Consider the following 20,206-nt stretch of genomic DNA (forward strand, 5'->3'; position numbering starts at 1 on the left):
ATGACGTCCCAGCCGCTGCCGTTCGACCCCATCGCGCGCGCCGCCGAGCTGTGGGAGAAGCGGATCGGACCGTCGACGGCGATGGCGGCGGTCACCAGCGTCATGCGAGTACAGCAGATCATCCAGTCCGCCGTGGACGCCGCCCTCAAGCCGCACGGGTTGACGTTCGCGCGGTTCGAGGCGCTGGTGCTGTTGACGTTCGCCCGCACGGGCAGCCTGCCGATGCGGGTCATGGGCGAACGGCTCCAGCTGCACCCGACGAGCGTCACGAACATCGTGGACCGGCTGGAAGCCGACGGACTCGTGCGCCGCAACCCCCACCCCACCGACCGGCGCACCACGCTCGTGGAGATCACCGAGGCGGGGCACGCCCGGCGTGAGGCGGCCACGGAAGCCGTGACGGGGGTCGAGTTCGGGTTGCGCGGGCTGACCGACCGGCAGACCGAGCAGCTGACCGACCTGCTGGCGAAGGTCCGCCGCGCGGTCGGCGACTTCGAGGACTGACGTTCGGGCTGAATTCGGTCGACACGGCGGCGCCTGCCCGGCCACGCTGCACGTCGTGCGGGAGATCAGGGCTCTGGTGACGGTCGGCGGCCGGTTCGTCGGTGCGGCGGAGCCGTTCACCGTCGACAGCCCGTGGTGGAACGACGTCGAGCCCGTGACCGCGCACCTGGACCGGGTGCTCGGCGTGACGACGAGCGTGTTGCGGCTCGTCGGGACCAGTGCGCCGGGGACGCGTGACGGCGTGGTGACGTACCAGGTGGAGGCCGACCGCGTGCCGGACCGCGGTCTGTCGGGCGGTGGGCGGCACTCGTTCGCGGATCACCCGTTGCGGCAGGCGTGGGCGCGTCCGGGCGGGCCGGCGGCGCTGGTCGCGTGGGCGCGGCGGCACGTCGAGGTGACCGGGCCGGCCGTGCAGGTGAAGACGTGGAACCTGTCGTGCCTGTACCGGCTGCCGACGGCGGGTGGGAACGTGTGGGCGAAGGCCACGCCGCCGTTCATGGCGGACGAGGCCGCGGTGATCGGGCTGGTGGCGTCGGTCGACCCGTCGTTGGCGCCGTCGGTGATCGCGGCCGAGCCAGGGCGGGTGCTGCTGGCGGAGGCGCCGGGGGTGGACTGCTGGCAGCCGGGTGCGGACGTGGTCGAGCGGATCGTGCCGCGGTGGGTGGCGGTGCAGGCGGCGTTGGCCGGTGAGCCGCGGTTGCGGGTGCGCGGCGTGCGGGTGCCGGACTTCGGGTTGCCCGAGACGTTGCTGCACGGCGACTTCCACCCGGGCAACTGGCGTTCCGGCGGTGTCGTGCTCGACTGGGGTGACGCGCACTGGGGTCACCCGGCGTTGGACGCGGCGCGGCTGATCGGGTTCGTCGCGCCGGAGTTCCGGGCGGTGATCGAACGCGTGTGGGTCGACGCGTGGTTGCGCCACTACCCGTCGAGCGATCCGGCGAGCGCGCTGCGGCACGCCCGACCGGCGTCACATCTCGTGGGCGCGGTGGTGTACCAGGAGTTCCTGGACAACATCGAGCCGAGCGAACGCGTGTACCACCTCGGTGATCCGGAGGCGGAGTTGGCGCGCGCCCGGTCGTTGGCCGTCTGAACGCTCAGTCCTCGGCGGTCTGAGCCTGGTCCTGGGCTTCGTCGAGTCGACCGGTCCGGTTGGCCCAGCGCTCGAACACCACGGTGCCGAACGGCGGGATGCTCGCGACCAGGCCGAGGACGAGCGTCTTGCGGTCCCAGCGGTGCGCCAGCATCAGCGTCACCAGGACGTAGCCGACGAAGATCGCGCCGTGCACGGGCCCGAAGATCTTGACGCCGATCTCGTTCTCCACCACGACGTACTTGAAGAACATGCCGATCAACAGACCGGCCCACGACACCGCCTCGGCCATGGCGAGCAACCGGAACCGACCAACAGCGCTGCTAAGCATGCCCCCATTGTGGCCAGTGACCCCCCTCACCCCGACCCCACCCCCGCGTGTCGAACACTCAGGTCCCGCGTGTCGAACCTCCAGGTCCCGCGTGTCGAACACTCGGGACCCCCGAGTTCAACGTTCAGGACGGCAGACCCTGCCGTCCACGCGAACCTGAGCGTTGAATTCGGGGGTCCTGGAGGTTCGACACGCGAGCGCTGAACGTTCGACACGCGGGCGCCGAGCGTTCGACACGCGGGCGCTGGAGGTTCGACACGCCGGTCAGTCTTCCCAGCGGAAGATGCGGGCGGCGATGAAGCCCACGACGAGGGTGAAGGCGATCAGGACGGCGGAGGGGACGACGAGGGCCTCCACGCCCTTGCCGCGCACCAGGACGTCCAGCATGCCGTCGTTCATGTGGCGCAACGGGAAGACGTTCGACACGGTCTGCAGCCACGCCGGGGCGTTCTCCACCGGGAAGAACGTGCCCGACAGGAACGCCATCGGCATGATGATGATGTTCGCCGCCCCCGACGCCGACTCCTCCGTCTTGCAGAACGCGCCCACCAGCATCCCGATCGCGAAGAACGCGATCGTGCCCAGCACCAGCAACGGCAGCGCCAGGTACCACTGACCGGTCAACTTCAACCCGAACAACGGCAGCGACGCCACCGCCACGAACACGACGCCCTGCACGGCCGCCGTGCCGACGCTCACCACCACCCGCGACGTCAGCACGGTCGTCGTGCTCACCGGCGCCAGCCGGATCCGCCGCAGCACCTGCTTCTTCCGCCACGCCACCATGGTCAGCGCCGAGCCGAACACGCCCGAGAACGAGATCGCCCACGACAGGATGCCCGGCGTCAGGTACTGGATCGGCTTGAGCGACGCGTCCTCGACCGACTTCGTCTCCAACGTGAACCGCGGCGCCACGTCCGCCGCACCCAGGTTGATCTTGTCGACCACCCCGGACACGATCCCCAGCACGGTGCCCGCCGCGACCTGGTCGCTCGCCGCGTAGATCAGCTCCACGCGGTCGCCGGACACCACCACGGCGGCGGGCAGGTCGCCGTCGTCCACCTTCTGCCGTGCGGCGGCCGTGTCCTCGTACTTCTCCAGCTCGATCGCACCGGTCTGCTCCAACGTCGTCAGCACGGGCCCCTCGCCCACCGCCGCGATCTTGGTCTTGTCGCTGCCGGAGTCACCGAGCAGCAGGCCGAACACGACGAGGAACATCAGCGGGAACAGGAAGACGAAGAACAACGTCATCTTGTCCCGCAGGAAGCCCTTGATCATCGCGGCCGACAGGCTCCGGAACGCGGTCATGCGCGGTACTCCCGTCCGGTCAGGTCGAGGAAGACGTCCTCCAACGTGGCGGTGCGCACCTGCAACCCGTCCAACGTGCCGCGCTCGGCGAGCGCCGACAGCACCGGCGCGGGCTTGCGGGTGGAGATGGTCAACGACACCTCGTCCTCGTGCGCGTCGTCGACCCCGCTGATGCCACGCGCCGCCTCACGCGTCAGCAACCCCTTCTGCAGCACCACGTGCGTGGGCGCGTCGAGGCCGCGCACCAACGTCGCGGGCGCGTCCATCGCGAGGATCCGGCCCCGGTCCATGATCGCCACGCGGTCGCACAGGATCTCGGCCTCGTCGAGGTAGTGCGTCGTGTAGACGATGGTCTTGCCCCTGGCCTGGATCGCGCGCAGCACGTCCCACAGGTTGCGCCTGGCCTGCGGGTCCAGCGCGGCCGTCGGCTCGTCCAGGAAGACCAGGTCCGGGTCGTGCACGAGGGCGCACGCGATCGACAGGCGCTGGCGCTGGCCGCCGGAGAGCTTGTTCTCCTGCACGTCCGCCTTGTCCGTCAAGCCGACGAGCTCCAGCATCTCGTCGGCCTTGCGCCGGCTCACGCCGTACAGCGAGCCGAACGTCTGGAGCTGCTCACGGGCGGTCAGCTTCTCGAAGAAGCTCGACGCCTGCAGCTGCACGCCGATGCGCGGCAGCAGCTTGGGGTTGCGCGGCCACGGCTGCTCGCCGAGCAGCGTCACCTGGCCGCCGTCGGGCTTGCGCAGGCCCTCGACGATCTCCAGCGTGGTCGTCTTGCCCGCGCCGTTCGGCCCCAGGATGCCGAAGAACTCCCCCTCGGCGACGGTGAACGAGACGCCGTCCACCGCCTTCAGCTCGCCGTAGCTCTTTCTGATGTCGGCAACCACGACGGCCGGTATGCGTGCCCCTGTCATGGCTGGACGGTAAGCGGTACCGGGACCCGCCGGCGGCACTTCGATCCGTTCGCGACCGAAGTAGACGACGATCGAGACTTTCGACGCATCCCGTGGTAGCTGTGCGCGCGAACCCGATTACGAGACGTGCTCACCCGTGCAGGGAGAGGGCGGTGCCGACGCCGGACGAGTCGCCCACGTCGCCTCCGCCGGGTCCGGGGTGAGGGCAAAGTCCAGGTGCGCGCCGGCGAGCCGGTCGACGTTCAGGTACGCGTGGTCCCACGGCTCCGAGTCGACGTGCAGCGATCGCACGTACTGCAGCCCGGACGGGTCGGCGCCGGGCGCCGTGATGGTGATGTCACGGCCGTTCTCCAGGTGGATCACCGCCCGGTCGAACCGCGGCGCGTTGAGCACGAAGTCGCCCGTGCCCGGCGTGACCGGGTACAGGCCGAGGGCGCTGAGCACGTACCAGGCCGACATCTGCCCCAGGTCGTCGTTGCCGGTCACGCCGTTCGGCGCGTCGACGAACAACGTCTGCGCCGCCCGCACCACGGCCGAGGTCTTCCACGGCTGCCCCACCAGCGCGTACATCCACGGCACGTGCAGGTCCGGCTCGTTGTTCGGGTTGTAGCGGAACTGGTTGTAGTAGTTGTACGGCCCGACGACCCACTTCGAGCGCACCGTCCCCGCCGGGTCCGCCACCAGGTCCGGGTAGGCGAAGAAGTCGTCCAGGCGGGCGAGCGCCGCGTCACGTCCGCCGAGCAGTTCCACCAGGCCCGGCACGTCCTGCTGCGCCAGCCACTGGTACTGCCACGCCGTGCCCTCGTGGAAGCCGTCCGGTCCCTGCGGGGTGAAGGGCGCGAGCCACTTGCCGTCGCGCAGCTTCGGCCGGGGGAAGCCGGTGAACCCCCGGTCGGACACCGCGGAGTCCCACAGCACGCGGTAGTTCAGCCCGCGACGGCGCAGGATCTCGGCGTCGTCCTCGTGCCCCAGGGCGAGCGCCATGATCCACAGCGAGCAGTCCGCCAGCGCGTACTCCAACGTCGCCGAAGCGCCGTGGTGCGGGTCGACGTCCTGCCCCTTCTTGCGGAAGTCCTTGTCGTACTGCACGAATCCGTTCCGGAGGTAGGACGGGTTGCCCGCCCTGCCCTCGAACGGCGAGGACGTGGGCGGCACACCGGTCGCGTTCTGCCACAACGCCTCGTAGGCCCGCTCCTCCAAGCCCGCCAACGCGCCGAACCGCCACAGGTCGACGAGGAACGGCGTGACCGGGTCGCCGGTCATGGTGTTCGTCTCCTGGTTGGCGTAGGCCCAGCGGGGCAGCCAGCCGCCCTGCTCGTGGATCGCCAGCACCGACCGCGCGATGTCCTTCGCCCGCGCCGGCCGCAGCAGCGCCAGCAGCTGGTTGTGCGCCCGGTAGGTGTCCCAGAGCGAGAAGAACTCGTGGTAGGTCCAGCCGTCGGCCGTGTGCACCCGCCCGTCGAACCCGCGGTACCGGCCGTCCACGTCGTTGCCCGTCAACGGCTGCAACAGCACGTGGTAGAGCGCGGTGTAGAAGACGGTGCGGTCGGTCCCGGTCGACGACGTCTCGACGCTCGACAGCTCACGCCGCCAGGCCTCCTGAGCCGCCGCGCGCAACTCGTCGAACGTCTTCCCCCGGGCCTCGGCGAGGTTCTTCGTGGCGCCGTCCGCGTCCACGTGCGAGATCGCGGTCGCCGCGGTCACCGGGCCGTCGTCGAACGTCACCCACTGCCCGCGCAGCCCCGCGCCACCCTCCGCGCCGCCCCAGTTGCCGGTCCGGCGGAACGGCCGGTCGAACGTCGTGGTGAAGTACGTGGTGTACGGCTTCCCGCCGCAGAACGCCTGCGCCACCACGGTTCCGGCCAACGTCCGGTCGTCCACCACCCGCACGCCGCTGGCGAAGACCGGTTCGCCGTCGTTCGCCTGGCCCACGTTCACCAGCACGTGCGGCGTCACACCGGCCGGGAAGGTGAACCGCTCCACCCCGGCTCGGGTCGTCGCCGTCGTCTCGACCGTGATGCCGGACGCCAGCCGCACGCGGTAGTAACCGGGCTTGCCGACCTCGCCCTCGTGCGTGTAGGCGGCGCCGTACGCCCGGTGGTCGAAGGTGCGCGGCAGGCCGGTGGTCGGCAGGATCGACACCAGGCCGCCCTGCTCGGAGCACCCCGCGCCGGACAGGAAGAAGTGCCCGAACCCGCGGATCACCGGGTCGTCGTAGCGGTAACCGGCGTAGTGCGAGCCGATCGGGCTCGAGTGCGCCATGCCGAACGGCATCGACGCGCCCGGGAACGTGTTCCCGTCGTCCTTCGTGCCGATGAACGTGTTCACCGACTCCACCGGGTCAGCCGTCACCGATCCACCATAAGGTCACGACGCGCCGAGCGGCTCCGCCGTTCGATGACAACGCTGTCCACGCACTCTCCGTAATCGAGCTGCCGGGATTCCCGAGACCAGGGGTTGTCCGGTTCGAGACAGGTCGGCACGTTGACATCTGTGAACGGGCGGTGTGTGATTCGCCCACTATGACAACGTTGTCCCCGAACGGCGCGGCAGGCGCCCGCAAGGTGCGGCGTGCCACGATGAACGACGTGGCGCGGCTGGCGGGCGTCAGCATCAAGACCGTCTCACGCGTGGTGAACGACGAGGCAGGCGTGCACCCGGCCACGGCCGAACGGGTGCTCGCGGCGATCGACCAGCTCGGCTTCCGGCGCAACCTCAGCGCGCGCAACCTGCGCCGTGGTTCGTCCACGGGCACGGTCGGCCTGGTGCTGGAGGACGTCGGCAACCCGTTCTACTCGGGCGTCACGCGCGCGGTCGAGGAGATCGCCAGGCTGCGCGGCCGTCAGGTGATCACGGGGTCGTCCGACGAGGACCCGGCGCGGGAGCGCGAGCTGTCGCTGGAGTTCTGCTCACGGCGGGTGGACGGCCTGCTGATCGTGCCCGCCGGGTTGCAGCACGGGTACCTGGTGCCGGAGATGCGGGCGGGCACGCCGGTGGTGTTCCTCGACCGGCCGGCCGGTGACGTGGTCGCCGACACCGTGCTGGTGGACAACATCGGCGGCACCGCCGAGGCCGTCACGCACCTGGCGTCGTTCGGGCACCGGCGGATCGCGTTCCTCGGCGACGCGCCGGACATCTTCACCGCCAACGAACGCCTGCGCGGCTACCGCGAGGGCTGCCTGCGGACCGGCATCGGCTACCACGAGTCGCTGGTCGTCATGGGCCCGCACGACGAGGAGTCGGTGCGCAAGGCGTTGCAGGGCCTGCAGAACGCCGCCGACCCGGCCACCGCCGTGGTGACCGGCAACAACCGGATCACCGTGCACGCGGTGCGCGCGTTGGCGGGCAGCGCCGTGCGGCCCGCCCTCGTGGGCTTCGACGACTTCGAGCTGGCCGACCTGCTCTCGCCGCCGGTGACCGTGATCGCGCACGACGCGAGCGCGCTCGGCAAGGCAGCCGCGGACCTGCTCTTCGCCCGACTGGACGGCGACGGCTCCCCACCGCGCCGCGTCGTCCTGCCGGTCCGGTTGGTGGCCCGTGGATCAGGAGAGGTGCGCGCATGAGTTCCGACACCCAGCCCGTCGCGCTGGAGGCCAACCAGCCGCGGCAGTTCTACCGGGGCGGTGCGGCCATCGCGGCGTTCCGGAACCGGGACGTGGCCGACCGCGGGCCCGAGGACTGGGTCGCGTCGACCACCACGCAGTTCGGCAAGGACGAGGCCGGGTTGACCCGCCTGCCGGACGGGCGGTGGTTGCGCGACGCGGTGGCGGCGGACCCGGCGGGGTGGTTGGGCCCGGAGCACGCGGCGGAGTTCGGGGCGGACACCGCGCTGCTGGTCAAGCTGCTCGACGCCGGGCAGCGGCTGCCGGTGCACTGCCACCCGTCCGACGCGTTCGCGTCCACCCACCTGGGCTGCCGGCACGGCAAGACCGAGGCGTGGATCGTGATCGGCACGTCCGGGCCCGACCCGACGGTGTACATCGGGTTCCGCGACGACGTGCCCGCCGCCGTCGCCGCCGACTGGGTGTCCACTCAGGACTCCGCGGCGATGCTGGCCGCGTTGAACCCGGTCAAGGTCTCGCCCGGCGACACGGTGTTCGTGCCCGCCGGCGTGCCGCACGCGATCGGCGAGGGAGTGTTCATCGTCGAGCTCCAGCAGCCGACGGACTTCTCGGTCACGTTGGAGTGGCGGGGTTTCCTGGCCGACGCCGAGGCCGGGCACCTCGGTCTGGGCTACGACAAGGCGTTGGACTGCCTGGAGCGCCGAGCCCAGTCGCCCGGCGACCTCGTGCGCCGCACGCAGGCGCTCACCGGGCCGTCGGTGGACCTGTTCGACGCGCAGGCCGACCCGTTCTTCCGCGCCGACCGGCTGCACGTGTCCGGCACGGCGGCGCTGGAGCCCTCGTTCGGCGTGTTCGTGGTGCTGGAGGGCGCCGGCACGCTGGGTCCCGTCGCGGTGCACCGGGGCAGCACGGTGGTCGTGCCGCACGCGGCGGGCGAGGTCGTGGTGACGGGCGACGTGGTCGCCATCCGGTGCCGGCCGCCATCGGCGCCGCGGAGCTGAGAGGTGGACTGGCAGCGCTGCTGGACCACCCGAGAGTCCTACGTCCAGCGCCCGTGAGTCCTACGTCCAGAACGCGCGTGTCCTACATTCGCGTCCCCCGAGTTGAACGCTCACGCGTCCCGTGGCGCGCCTGAGCGTTCAACTCGGGTGCGCTGAACGTAGGACACGTGCGGTGCGAACGTAGGACTCACGCGGGCTGGAGGTAGGACTCTCGCGCGGTCAGAGGTACTTGTTGGCCAGCTCCGAGTACTCCTTCTCCAGGTCGTCGGCCAGGTAGGCGACGTAGGCCCAGGGCACGTCGTGCACGTGGTCGCGCATGCCGAGCAGGTGGCGCTTCGCCCGCGGCGCGTCGTCGGCCAGGGCGAACGCCGCCGCGAACAGGTTGTGGGCCTGCAACGCGCGCGGGTGGGGCTTGGTCGGGGTCGAGTCCCACTTGTCCGCCGCCGTGGCGATCTCTTCGCGGTGCCGGGTGAAGTAGCGCATCTTCAGCGTCGCGATCTTCAACGCCGACCGCGCCTGCACGGCGTCCTCGAACTGCTCCAGGAAGATCTCGAAGTGCGCCAGCGGCAGCATGGCGACCACCGGGTCGCCGGGCGGCGCGGCGTCGACGCTGCCCTGCGCGAACGCCATCATCTCCTCGGCCGACCCGCCCCACTTCGACGCCAGGATCTGCAGCCGGGTCCAGTGCGCCGGGTACAGCGACGCGCACCGCGCCACGACCTCCCGCCACACCTCGTCCTTCTGGTCCCGGTCGACCTGCAACCCGAGGCCCGCGGTCTGCAACTGCGCCCACGGCACGGCGTCGCGCGGCAGGAGCTTCGCGGCCTCGTGCAGCGGGCCGACGGCCTTGCGGAGGGTCCCGAAGAAGACCTTGAACCGGTCCTTGCCGACGCTGTCGGCCCGCCCGGAGCCGCGGATCGCCCACGCCTCCCGGATGAACGCCGTGCCGGCCAGCAGCCACAGGTCGGGGTCGGTGTTGTTCTTCGCCAGCTCCAGCAGCTCGTCGGCGTGGCCGATGGCGTGCTCGCCGAGGACCTCTGCCCGCAACGCCCTCACCTCGGGGTCGTCACGGCACTCCGCGAGCACCGTGGTCGCCGCCCTCAGGTGCCCCGCGTCCATCTCCTCCGCCGCGATGTCCAGGATCGCGTCGTCGTAGGTGTGGTCCCGCACCACTTCACGGGCGATCGCGGCAGGCCGCTTCCTCCGGAAAATCCCCACTCCAGCGACCTTACTTTCCTCCGAGCCCGAGTGGCCTAAGTCTTTCGTAGAGCCGAACAGGGCCTTTCTGCGGTTGTCCCCCAGCCTACGTGCGCGATGGAGTGGGGGCCTCGACGGAGGGGGACATCCATGCGAGCGAGGACCGCGATCGCCGTGACCGCGGCGCTGATCGGCGCGGCCCTGCCGACGTACGCGCAGGCCGAGCCACGGCCGCACCGGACCATCACCTGGTCGCCGTGCGCCGAGCTCCCGGGGTTGGAGTGCGGCACGTTCCAGGCGCCGTTCGACTGGCGCACGCCGGACGACGGCCGCACGATCACCATCGCGGTGAGCAGGCTCAAGGCGCGCTCCGGCCAGGCCAAGGGCGTCGTGCTGACCAACCCGGGCGGTCCGGGCGCCCCCGGCCGGGGCCTGCCGCTGCTCTACGCCGACCGCGCCAAGCTGGTGACCGACCTCGACGTCATCGGCATCGACCCGCGCGGCACGGGCGCGAGCACGAACGCCACCTGCGGCGGGTACAGCTGGCTGGGCATCGCCGACCCGCGCGACCGCAGCCGGGCCAACACCGACCTGCTCTACGACGCCGCCCGGCTCCAGGCCACCGCGTGCCAGACCCGTTCCGGCGAGTTCGGCGAGGTGGTCAACACCGAGCAGACCGTCCACGACCTCGACCTGCTGCGCCGCCTGCTGGGCCGGGAGAAGGTCAACTGGATCGGCTACTCGGGCGGCAGCTGGATGGGCGCGTACTACGCCACCTACTTCCCCGACCGGGTCGACAAGGTCGTGCTCGACTCCAACCCCGACTTCACCTCGACGTTCCAGGACATCTTCGACAACTTCGGCTACGCCGTCGAACGCCGGTTCCGGACCGACTTCCTGCCCTGGGTGGCCCGGTACGACGGCGTCTACCACCTGGGCACGACCGCCGAGCAGGTCCGCCAGGCCTACGAGACGACCCGCGCGCAGCTCGCCGCGAACCCGCTCACGCTGCCGGACGGCACCGCGGTCGACGGCTTCGCGCTCGACATGGTGCTGACCCGGGCGCAGTACAGCAAGCTGCTGTTCCAGGACGGGGCGCAGACCCTGGCGACGCTCCGGCAGGCCGCGCGGACCGGCGCGACGGCGCTGGTGGCCCGGTACCCGGACGCGCCCAGTGCCACGCTGTACGCCGTCACGTGCAACGACACGAAGTTCCGGCACAACCGCACCACGTTGGCGCGGGAGGCGGAACGGCTGGGCGAGCTGTACCCGCTCAACGGCTTCTACCAGCGGCTCGCCCCGTGCGCGTTCTGGGACCGCCCGCCGCTGGAGCTGAAGAAGCCGACCGGCAAGGGCGTGCCGCCGGTGCTCATGGTGCAGTCGGTGCGCGACCCGGCGACGCCGGTGGAAGGCGCCGAGCGGGCCCACCGCCACTTCGCGGGCTCACGGATGCTCACCGTGACCGACGAGGGCGACCACGGCATCTACGCCTTCGGCAACCCCTGCGTGGACGACATCGTGGAGGCGTTCATCGTGGACGGCGAGCTGCCGCCACGTGACCTGACCTGCGCGGGAACGCCCCTGCCGGACCCGACCGCGCCCGCCGCCGCGAGCACGCGCCCCCTGGTCGGCTGGCCGCTGTAGGGGCTAGATCCCGCCCGCCTGCCGCCGGCGCGCGGCGTAGACACCGGCCTCGGTCCGGCGGTCGAAGCCGAGCTTGTGCAGCAGCGAGGAGACGTAGTTCTTGACCGTCTTCTCGGCCAGGAACAGCCGGTTCGCGATCTGCCGGTTGGTCAGGCCCTCGGCGATCAGGTCGAGGATCCGCCGCTCCTGCGGGCTCAGCGCCGCGTAGCGCGGGTCCTCGACCGGTCCGCCGCGCAGCCGTTGCAGCACGGTCGCGGTCACGCCCGAGTGCAGCAGCGAGCCGCCCCCGGCCAGCGTGCGGATCGCGGACACCAGGTCGTTGCCGGAGACCTGCTTGAGCATGTACCCGGCCGCGCCCGCCATGATCGCGCCGAACAGCGCCTCGTCGTCGGAGTACGAGGTCAGCATCAGGCACGCGGGCGGCGGCTGGACCGTCGAACGGATCTCCCGGCACACGGTCACGCCGTCGCCGTCGGGCAGCCGCACGTCGATCACGGCCACGTCGGGCCGGTGGAACGCGGCGGCGGCCACGGCCGCGGCGGCGCTCTCCGCCTCACCGACCACCTCGATGTCCGACTCGACCGCCAGCAACTGCTGCAGTCCCCGCCGGACGATCTCGTGGTCGTCCACCAAAAGCACCGAGATGGACATGGGCCCTCCCTACACCGATACCAACGGGACGGACCACGTCAGCGTTACACCCAGGCCCTCGGCCGACTCGACCTCGCACGAACCGTCCCACCTCGCCGCGCGCGCCGCCATGTTCACCAGGCCGCCGGTGTGCCTGCCCCGACCGGACGGCAGGCCTCCGCCGTCGTCGCGCACGACCAGCCGCAGGCTCGTCGCCGCGCGGTCCACCACCACCTCGACCTGCACGTTCGTCGCCGACGCGTGCCGCGCCGCGTTGGCCAGCGCCTCGCGCAACGTGGCCAGCAGGTCCGGCCGCACGGGGTCGGGCACCACCGAGTCGATCGGGCCGTCCAGCACCAGCGCCGGCTCGAAGCCGAGCAGCCGGGCCGACTCCTGCACCACCTTCATCAGCTGGGCGCGCAGGTCGGCGGCGCCGGCGGGCGGCTCCTGGAGCGAGAAGATGGTGCGCCGGATCTCCCGGATGGTCTGGTCGACCTCGGTGACGAAGTCCGCCAGCCGCTGGGCCACCAGCGGCTGCTCCACCAGCCCGTTCAGGCTCTGCAACCCCAGGCCGAGCCCGAACAGCCGCTGCACGACCAGGTCGTGCAGGTCGCGGGCGATCCGGTCGCGGTCCTCCAGCACGGCCAGCCGCCGCCCGGCGCCGGTCGCCCTGGTGAACTCCAGGATCAGCGCGGCCTGCCGGGCGAAGGACTCGACCAGGGCCACGTCGGAGGCGTCGAACGGTCGCTGCCCACGCGCACGCGCCACCATCAGCACGCCGAGCACCCGTTGCCCGGCGGCCAGCGGCACGAACACCACCGGCCCGATCCGGCGCTGGCCGGGCAGCCCGTCGAGCACCTTGGCCCGGCCGGTCTCGAACACCTCGTGGGCCGGGCGGCCCTCGCCGGACGCGCTGAACCCGCGCACGTCGCCGTCCACCACCCGCGCGGTCAGCTCGCCCTGCACGTCGGGCAGCGCCAGCAGTGCGTTCACGCCGTCCGCGGCCAGGCGGGCGCGCACTGCGACCAGGCGCAGCGCGTCCCGGTCCGGTGTGCCGGTGAGCAGCGCGTTCGTCACCTCGTTCGACGCGCGCAGCCACACCTCCCGCTGCTGCGACTGCGCGTAGAGCCGGGCGTTCTCGATCGCGATGCCCGCCGCCGCGGCCAGCGCCACCACGAGCTCGCGGTCGGCGCGGGTGAAGTCGGAGCCGTCGGCCTTGTCGCTGAGGTAGAGGTTGCCGAACACCGCGCCGCGCACGTGCACCGGCACGCCGAGGAAGCCGGGACCGGACGGGTCGAACGTCGCCGCCTCCGACCCGGTCTTCTCGAAGTCGGTGTTGTGGTGGCCGTCGTCGTAGGTGAACTCCAGCAGCTGCCGGTTCGGCCCGACCACGGCCAGCGCGCCGTACCGGGCGCCGACCAGGCCGCACGAGGACTCCACGATGCGCCGCAGCACGTCGGGCAGCGACAGGTCGCTGGCCAGCGAGACGACCGCGGCCAGCAGCCGGTGCAGCCGCTCCTGCGAGACGACCACCTCGGTGGTGCGGTCGGTCAGCTCGCGCAGCAGGCCGTCCAGCCGCGTCGCGGCGTTCGCGTCCGGGGATCCGGCCACCCGAGACCACCTCCGAGTCGGAGATCCCGAGGTTAACGCCTCCGCCTAGGGGATGCGACGCCCGGACAGCACCTCGAGGTCGACGACCAGGAAGTGGTCGCCGCCGCCGACCCCGCGCGAGGCCAGCGGCAGCTGCCGCAGCCGGGCCAGCCGCGCCTGCTCCTCGACCTCGGTGACGTGCCCGACCGCCATCACCGACCAGCCGCGGGACAGGTCCGAGGCGACGTCGTCGATCTGGAACGCCACGATGGTGTCCCGCGCGACGAGGGTGGCGCTGCCGTCCGGCACGCGCAGCACGACGCACTCGCCGTCGAGCACGAACACGACGGGGTGCACCACCGGCAGGGCCATGTGGGTGTAGACGAGGCGGCCGATGGCGGCCGTGCCGAGCAGTTCCAGGCATTCCTCGCGGGACAGGACCTGAAGTCCAGCGGAGTCGTACATCGCACCTCTTCGTCACGCCCCAGTCGCTGGGATAAACGTTCGGCGCTGTGATCGTCGTTGCCTAGAGTCGGAAGTCCCGGCTTCGACGCATCCCACCCGGATGGGGGATTTCCAGATGGCATCGCTCGACGTACTCGCGCTGCTGCGCCGCCTCGGCCTGCACGAGGCCGAGCCGCCGAGCGTGGCGGCGTTGACCCGGTTGCACCGGGCGTTCGCCGAACGGGTGCCGTACGAGACGGTGGAGATCCAGCTCGGCCGCGTGGCCTCGCTCGACCCGCTCGACTCGGCGGCCCGCGTGCTGGCCGGTGGCGGCGGGTACTGCTTCCAGCTCAACGGCGCGTTCGCCGAGCTGCTGCACGCGCTCGGCTACCACGTGACCAGGCATCCCGGCGGCGTGCAGATGACGGCGGACGACGAGCCGAGCATCAGCCGCAGCCACCTCGCGCTCACCGTGCGTGACCTGCCGGACTCCGACGACGTCTGGCTGGTGGACGCCGGGCTGGGCGACGGCCTGCACTCGCCGTTGCCGCTGCGCGCGGGCGTCCACCGCCAGGGCCCGTTCACGTTCGAGCTGGGGCCGTCCACGGCGGCTCCGGGCGCGTGGCGGTTCGGGCACGACGTGCGCGGGAGCTTCCACGCCATGCACTTCGCGCCGGACGCGGTCGGGCTCGACCACTTCGCGGACCGGCACGTGGACCTGTCCACGTCGCCGGAGTCGGGGTTCGTGCGCACCTTCGGCGTGCTGCGGACCGACGCCGGGGGCTGGGACGTGCTGCGCGCGTTGACCCTGTCCCGGATCGAGGAGACGACCACCAGGACCGTGCTGGACGACCGGGCCGACTGGTTCACCGCCCTGGCCGACGTCTACGGCCTGGTCCTCCCTGAGCCCGACCGCGAACCGCTGTGGCGCAAGGCGGTGTCCCAGCACGAGGCACACCTGGTCACACGGTCGCGCCCCGACCGGCGGTGAAGTGCGTCACGTACCCCCGGTAGAGCTGCGGCGCGTGCCGCTTCAACGCCAGGTCGAGCAGGTCGTTGCCGGTGTCGTCGGCCAACTGGACCCAGTGGCCGAACGGGGTCATCGGCACGCTGCGGTACGTGAGGGAGAAGGCCCTCGGGTCGTTCGGCACGAGGTGGAGCCACAGCGCGGGCTTGGGCTTGGCGTCGTAGGACAGCGACACCCCGGCCAGCTCGTACCAGGGCACCGCCCACGTCTTGCCCTTCTCCTCCCAGCGCAGGCCTTGCGGCTCGACCACGAGCCGGCGCAGCCGGGCCTTCCGCCGCCAGACGCCGCCGCCGATCAGGCCGCCGAGCGCGACCAGCGGCCCGACGAACATGGCCGCGAGGTGGCCGTCGGCGTACGACAGGAACATCAGCAGCACGCCGAACAGCGTGAAGCCGAGCTGGACCGCCAGCCCGGCACGTCGTTCGGCCCGGTTGCCGAAGGGAATCTCGATCTCTCTCACGACAACCCCACAGTGAAACCCTCGTCCTGCACCCCTCGGTACAGGTGCGGTGCGAACCCGAGCACGGCGCGCTCGACCACCGGGACCAACGCCGCCGCGTCGCCCAGCGGCAGCCGGTAGGCGCCGTCCTCGCGGGCCAGGTGCGCCATGTCGGCGTGCCGGTCCCGGAAAGCCTGGTGGTCGGCGGGCAGCAGGTCCAGCCGGATCATGGTCTTGCGCACCACCGAGTCGGCCGGGTGGAACACCCGTTCCCGGGTCCGCGAGATCCGCACGCCGCCCAACTCGGGCCAGGCGACCGCCCACGGTGCGCCGGCCGGGTCGTCCCACCGCACGCCCGGCAGCTCCAGGACGAGCTTGCGCGGCCGGGAGATCTTCTTCCAGTTGACGATCGCACCGAACGTGATGCCGGTGAACGCCAGCCCGATGACCAGCCCGATCGTGCCGCCGACCCCTTCACCGTCCGCGTACGCCGTCACGGCCCCCACCAGTGCCGCCACGCCCAGCGCACCGGCCACCGCGCCCCCGATCAGCACGCGGCGGACGTCCCGCCTACCGATGTCGATCACCACCGGCGTCATCATGCCCCCACCCCCTCGACCAGTCGGTCAGCCGCAGCGTAGGGGTCCAGCTCACCCGCCACGACCCGTTTGGCCAGGGTTTCGAGCGCGGACGCGCCGCGCAATCCGCCGATCCGGGATCGCAACCGCTCCAGCGCGATGGCCTCGATCTCGCCCGCGGCCCTCGTCGCGCGACGTCGTTCCAGCTCACCGCGTTCCACGAGCCACGCGTGGTGGGCGTCGATCGCGTCCACCACCTCGTCCAGCCCTTCGGCGCGGGACGCGACCGTCTTCACCACGGGGGGCCGCCACAAGCCGCCTTCCCGCTCCCGGCGGCCCAGCGAGATCATGTGCTTGAGGTCGCGCGCGGTCTGGTCGGCGCCGTCGCGGTCGGCCTTGTTGACCACGAACACGTCGGCGATCTCCAGGATGCCCGCCTTCGCGGCCTGGACGCCGTCACCCATGCCGGGCGCGAGCAGCACCACCGTGGTGTCGGCCAGCGACACCACCTCGACCTCGGACTGGCCGACGCCGACGGTCTCGACCAGCACCACGTCGCAGCCCGCCGCGTCGAGCACGCGCAACGCCTGCGGCGTGGCCCAGGACAGCCCGCCCAGGTGGCCGCGGGTGGCCATGGACCGGATGAACACGCCGGGGTCGGTGGCGTGCTCGCCCATCCGCACCCGGTCGCCGAGCAGCGCGCCGCCGGAGAACGGCGACGACGGGTCCACGGCCAGCACCCCGACCCGCTTGCCACGCCTGCGGTAGGCGGCGACGAGCGCGGACGTCGACGTGGACTTGCCGACGCCCGGCGCGCCCGTCAAGCCGATGACCTGCGCGTTGCCGCAGAACGGCGCCAGCGCGCACGCCACCTCGCGCAGCTGGGGGCCGGCGTCCTCGACGAGCGAGATCCGCCTGGCGACCGCGCGCGGGAAGGGCAGCCGCGCGGTCGACCAGCTCGGCTACGTCAACGGTGCGGCCCACTCCTGGAAGACCCTAGGCAGCGGGGCCCTTGGGCACGCGGACGATCAGGGCGTCGCCCTGACCACCGCCGCCGCACAGGGCCGCCGCGCCGACGCCGCCGCCGCGCCGCTTCAGCTCCAGCGCGAGGTGCAGCGCGATGCGGGCGCCCGACATGCCGATCGGGTGGCCCAGGGCGATCGCGCCGCCGTTGACGTTGACCTTGTCCTCGGGCACGCCCAGCTCACGGGTGGAGACCACGCCGACCGCGGCGAACGCCTCGTTGATCTCGACCAGGTCCAGGTCGGCCGGGTCGATGCCCTCCTTCGCGCACGCGGCCTTGATCGCGTTCGCGGGCTGCTCGTGCAGGCTGGCGTCGGGGCCGGCCACGACGCCGTGCGCGCCGATCTCGGCCAGCCAGGTCAGGCCCAGCTCCTCGGCCTTGGCCTTGCTCATCACGACCACGGCCGCCGCGCCGTCGGAGATCTGCGACGCCGAGCCGGCGGTGATCGTGCCGTCGGAGGCGAACGCCGGGCGCAGCTTGGCCAGCGTCTCCACGGTCGTGTCACCGCGCACGCCCTCGTCGGTGGCGACCAGCACCGGGTCGCCCTTGCGCTGCGGGATGGAGACGGGCGCGATCTCCTCGGCGAAGACGCCGTTCGCCGAGGCCTTGGCGGCCAGCTGGTGCGACCGGGCCGAGAACGCGTCCTGCTCCTCGCGGGTCAGGCCGTAGCGGGCGTTGAACTTCTCCGTGGAGGCGCCCATCGCGACCTGGTCGAACGCGCAGAACAGGCCGTCGTGCGCCATGTGGTCGATCATCGTGACGTCGCCGTACTTGAACCCGCCGCGCGACTTGGGCAGCAGGTGCGGCGCCTGCGTCATCGACTCCTGACCGCCCGCGACCACGACGTCGAACTCGCCGGCGCGGATCAGCTGGTCGGCCAGCGCGATCGCGTCGATGCCGGACAGGCACACCTTGTTGATCGTGAGCGCCGGCACGGTCATGGGGATGCCCGCGTTCACCGCGGCCTGGCGCGCCGGGATCTGGCCCGCGCCGCCGGTCAGCACCTGTCCCATGATCACGTACTGCACCTGCTCGGGCGCGACCCCGGCCCGTTCCAGGGCCGCCTTGATCGCGACGCCACCGAGCTGGGCGCCGGAGAAGTCCTTCAACGATCCGAGCAGTCGCCCCATCGGGGTTCGGGCCCCGGCGACGATGACGGAACCGGACACAGCGGCCTCCACAGCGGGTGTAAGCGGTTGTTAACTGGCCACGATACCCACGGTTACCGCAGGGTAGCCCTGTGAGGCGTCGCACAGCGCGACCTGCACCGATTCGGCTACTAGCCTATCCGGCCATGGAAGAACTGCGCGGTCTCGTCACAGCCATCGACCACGTCGGCATCGCCGTGCCCGACCTCGACGCCGCGATCGCGTTCCACCGCGAGCACTTCGGCCTCGAGGTCGCGCACGAGGAGGTCAACGAGGAGCAGGGCGTGCGCGAGGCGATGCTGCGCGCGCCGGGCGACGACGGCACGGGCACCGCCGTGCAGCTGCTCGCGCCGCTGACGCCGGAGTCGACCATCGCGAAGTTCATCGGCCGGTCCGGGCCGGGGCTGCAGCAGCTGGCCTACCGGGTGTCCGATGTGGACGCGGCGGCGGAGGCGCTGCGCGGCAAGGGCCTGCGGCTGCTGTACGAGGCGGCGCGCCGCGGCACGTCCGACAGCCGGGTCAACTTCGTGCACCCCAAGGACGCGGGCGGCGTGCTGGTGGAACTAGTCGAGCCCGCGGCGACCCACTAGCTCCGAGGTCGTCGCCTACGGGCGCTCCAGGGCGGCGGCCACGAACGTCAGCTCCAGGTCCATCCGGTCGTCGTCCGGCGCGTGGCGGGCCACCGAGTGCCGGTAGCTGACCGCGAGGCCGAGCAGCGCGGAGGCGCTGTCGACGTCCTTCGCGGCCACCGCCGCGCCACCGGCGGCGACGATGACGTGGCGGATCTGCCGCACCACCGACTGGTAGCGCTCGTGCAGGGCGTCGCGGACCGCCTTGTGCGTGTCCGCCTCGCGCCACAGCAGGTGGCTGAGCAGCGGCGACGAGTCGAGCCGGGCGTCCAGCGCCGCGACGAGCCTGCGCAGGCTCTCCGCGATGTCGCCGACGACCACCACCCGGTGCGCGTCCACGTTGCCGTCCGGCAGGCGCTGCACGAGCGCCGCCAGCAGGTCGGTCTTGCGGCGGAAGTAGTAGTGCACGAGCCCTTTGGGCACGGCGGCCCGTTCGGCGATGCGCGAGGTCGGCGTCGCGTCGAAACCCGACTCGGCGAACAACTCCTCGGCCGCTTGCAGGATCCGTTCCCGGGCCGACGAGTCCTCTGCCAATGCCTGCGCCCTTTCCCGTGTTGGATTGCCGCCGCTCCGCAGACGGCGGCTCGGTCGCCTGGAAGTCGTCCGCTCGCGCCTGGATCACCGACGATCGAAGAACGTGATCGCGGACGATCGAGCCGCGAGCGAACGACGCGACCTCGCGGTGCGCTGGTCGCTCTCAGGCGGTGCCGGCGATCCGGCCGCCGTGCGCGGCGTTCGCCAGCGGGACCGCCATGGCGCCCGCCGCGACGGTCAGCACACCGCCGACCCACGAGACCCACGACGCCGCCGTCAGGTCGCTGTAGCCGATCACCCACGGCGAGATGAACAGCAGCGCGCCGAGGACCATCTGGAACCACTCGCCGTACACCATCCCGGGCATCGCGAGCGACGCGAGGCCGTCGATGGCGATCAGCGCGCCGAGCACGATCATCGTCCACATGGCCCCGGTGGTCGTCTCCACCACCAGGGGCGAGAGCAGCACCAAGGCGCCGATGACGACCTCGGCCCAGTCCTGCCACCTGGTCCACGCCTTTGCCATGACTCGTACCTCCGTCCTCATCAATCGGACGACTTCGATGCTCCGCTTGATTGGCCGCCCGGTCAAGACCGACCGATCGGGGGAAATG

General features: G+C 71.7%; 21 protein-coding genes. 7 read left to right on the top strand and 14 right to left on the bottom strand.

What is annotated here, in order from left to right:
* Together LNK82_RS16420 and LNK82_RS47700 are read left to right on the top strand one after the other, a co-directional pair.
* The gene (locus LNK82_RS16420) at positions 1-504 is read left to right on the top strand and encodes a MarR family winged helix-turn-helix transcriptional regulator (protein ID WP_053721863.1); all 504 of its coding nucleotides are present in this window, start codon (positions 1-3) and stop codon (positions 502-504) included.
* A 55-nt stretch (positions 505-559) separates the two neighbouring features.
* Entirely contained in the window at positions 560-1,594 is a 1,035-nt protein-coding gene (locus LNK82_RS47700) for a phosphotransferase (RefSeq protein ID WP_230567848.1), read from the top strand.
* Between the two features lie 4 nt (positions 1,595-1,598).
* Here LNK82_RS47700 and LNK82_RS16430 read toward each other — a convergent pair whose 3' ends face one another.
* From LNK82_RS16430 to LNK82_RS16445, 4 genes are all read right to left on the bottom strand, one after another.
* Positions 1,599-1,925, bottom strand: coding sequence for a DUF3817 domain-containing protein (locus LNK82_RS16430; protein WP_230567849.1), 327 nt, complete (start codon positions 1,923-1,925; stop codon positions 1,599-1,601).
* A gap of 264 nt (positions 1,926-2,189) precedes the next feature.
* The gene (locus tag LNK82_RS16435) at positions 2,190-3,233 is read right to left on the bottom strand and encodes an ABC transporter permease (protein WP_230567850.1); all 1,044 of its coding nucleotides are present in this window, start codon (positions 3,231-3,233) and stop codon (positions 2,190-2,192) included.
* Complete coding sequence (locus tag LNK82_RS16440; RefSeq protein ID WP_230567851.1) at positions 3,230-4,144, bottom strand: ABC transporter ATP-binding protein; 915 nt, start codon at positions 4,142-4,144, stop codon at positions 3,230-3,232. Before LNK82_RS16440 ends, LNK82_RS16435 begins: the two co-directional genes overlap by 4 nt.
* 117 nt (positions 4,145-4,261) lie before the next feature.
* Positions 4,262-6,496, bottom strand: a complete 2,235-nt coding sequence (locus tag LNK82_RS16445; RefSeq protein ID WP_230567852.1) for a GH92 family glycosyl hydrolase — start codon at positions 6,494-6,496, stop codon at positions 4,262-4,264.
* Positions 6,497-6,723: 227 nt separating this feature from the next.
* On the opposite strand from LNK82_RS16445, the gene LNK82_RS16450 reads away from it, so the two are divergent.
* Together LNK82_RS16450 and LNK82_RS16455 are read left to right on the top strand one after the other, a co-directional pair.
* Complete coding sequence (locus LNK82_RS16450; protein WP_230567886.1) at positions 6,724-7,707, top strand: LacI family DNA-binding transcriptional regulator; 984 nt, start codon at positions 6,724-6,726, stop codon at positions 7,705-7,707.
* Positions 7,704-8,708, top strand: coding sequence for a class I mannose-6-phosphate isomerase (locus LNK82_RS16455; RefSeq protein ID WP_230567853.1), 1,005 nt, complete (start codon positions 7,704-7,706; stop codon positions 8,706-8,708). Before LNK82_RS16450 ends, LNK82_RS16455 begins: the two co-directional genes overlap by 4 nt.
* A gap of 219 nt (positions 8,709-8,927) precedes the next feature.
* Here the strand turns inward: LNK82_RS16455 and LNK82_RS16460 are convergent, their stop codons facing one another.
* A complete protein-coding gene (locus LNK82_RS16460) occupies positions 8,928-9,926 on the bottom strand; it encodes a hypothetical protein (protein ID WP_230567854.1) in 999 nt (332 codons plus the stop codon).
* A 129-nt stretch (positions 9,927-10,055) separates the two neighbouring features.
* Here LNK82_RS16460 and LNK82_RS16465 point away from each other — a divergent pair, with 129 nt between their 5' ends.
* The gene (locus LNK82_RS16465) at positions 10,056-11,549 is read left to right on the top strand and encodes an alpha/beta hydrolase (RefSeq protein ID WP_230567855.1); all 1,494 of its coding nucleotides are present in this window, start codon (positions 10,056-10,058) and stop codon (positions 11,547-11,549) included.
* A 3-nt stretch (positions 11,550-11,552) separates the two neighbouring features.
* Here LNK82_RS16465 and LNK82_RS16470 read toward each other — a convergent pair whose 3' ends face one another.
* Genes LNK82_RS16470 through LNK82_RS16480 form a run of 3 tightly spaced genes read right to left on the bottom strand, consistent with a single transcriptional unit; the run spans position 11,553 to position 14,234 of the window.
* Positions 11,553-12,200, bottom strand: a complete 648-nt coding sequence (locus LNK82_RS16470) for a response regulator (protein ID WP_230567856.1) — start codon at positions 12,198-12,200, stop codon at positions 11,553-11,555.
* Positions 12,201-12,209: 9 nt separating this feature from the next.
* Positions 12,210-13,790, bottom strand: coding sequence for a GAF domain-containing sensor histidine kinase (locus LNK82_RS16475; RefSeq protein WP_230567857.1), 1,581 nt, complete (start codon positions 13,788-13,790; stop codon positions 12,210-12,212).
* 45 nt (positions 13,791-13,835) lie between these two features.
* A complete protein-coding gene (locus tag LNK82_RS16480) occupies positions 13,836-14,234 on the bottom strand; it encodes a pyridoxamine 5'-phosphate oxidase family protein (protein ID WP_230567858.1) in 399 nt (132 codons plus the stop codon).
* A gap of 115 nt (positions 14,235-14,349) precedes the next feature.
* Here LNK82_RS16480 and LNK82_RS16485 point away from each other — a divergent pair, with 115 nt between their 5' ends.
* Positions 14,350-15,204: an arylamine N-acetyltransferase family protein gene (locus LNK82_RS16485; RefSeq protein WP_230567859.1), complete on the top strand. Its 855-nt coding sequence runs from the start codon at positions 14,350-14,352 to the stop codon at positions 15,202-15,204.
* Here LNK82_RS16485 and LNK82_RS16490 read toward each other — a convergent pair.
* From LNK82_RS16490 to LNK82_RS16505, 4 genes are read right to left on the bottom strand one after another with little or no spacing between them, the layout of a single operon-like run.
* Positions 15,176-15,700, bottom strand: coding sequence for a hypothetical protein (locus LNK82_RS16490; protein WP_230567860.1), 525 nt, complete (start codon positions 15,698-15,700; stop codon positions 15,176-15,178). The genes LNK82_RS16485 and LNK82_RS16490 overlap by 29 nt on opposite strands.
* Entirely contained in the window at positions 15,697-16,281 is a 585-nt protein-coding gene (locus LNK82_RS16495) for a hypothetical protein (protein WP_230567861.1), read from the bottom strand. The genes LNK82_RS16490 and LNK82_RS16495 overlap by 4 nt, the downstream gene beginning before the upstream one ends.
* Complete coding sequence (meaB, locus tag LNK82_RS16500) at positions 16,278-17,198, bottom strand: methylmalonyl Co-A mutase-associated GTPase MeaB (RefSeq protein WP_372470503.1); 921 nt, start codon at positions 17,196-17,198, stop codon at positions 16,278-16,280. Before meaB ends, LNK82_RS16495 begins: the two co-directional genes overlap by 4 nt.
* A 55-nt stretch (positions 17,199-17,253) precedes the next feature.
* Entirely contained in the window at positions 17,254-18,450 is a 1,197-nt protein-coding gene (locus LNK82_RS16505; protein WP_230567862.1) for an acetyl-CoA C-acetyltransferase, read from the bottom strand.
* Between the two features lie 125 nt (positions 18,451-18,575).
* Between LNK82_RS16505 and mce the strand changes: the two genes are divergently transcribed.
* Positions 18,576-19,019, top strand: coding sequence for a methylmalonyl-CoA epimerase (gene mce / locus LNK82_RS16510; protein WP_230567863.1), 444 nt, complete (start codon positions 18,576-18,578; stop codon positions 19,017-19,019).
* Positions 19,020-19,034: 15 nt separating this feature from the next.
* Here the strand turns inward: mce and LNK82_RS16515 are convergent, their stop codons facing one another.
* Entirely contained in the window at positions 19,035-19,592 is a 558-nt protein-coding gene (locus LNK82_RS16515; protein WP_230567864.1) for a TetR/AcrR family transcriptional regulator, read from the bottom strand.
* Positions 19,593-19,755: 163 nt separating this feature from the next.
* Positions 19,756-20,118, bottom strand: a complete 363-nt coding sequence (locus tag LNK82_RS16520; RefSeq protein WP_230567865.1) for an SPW repeat protein — start codon at positions 20,116-20,118, stop codon at positions 19,756-19,758.
* Between the last annotated feature and the right edge of the window lie 88 nt (positions 20,119-20,206).

The sequence above is a fragment of the Saccharothrix luteola genome, assembly GCF_020859565.1.
In the GTDB taxonomy this organism is placed as follows: domain Bacteria; phylum Actinomycetota; class Actinomycetes; order Mycobacteriales; family Pseudonocardiaceae; genus Actinosynnema; species Actinosynnema luteola.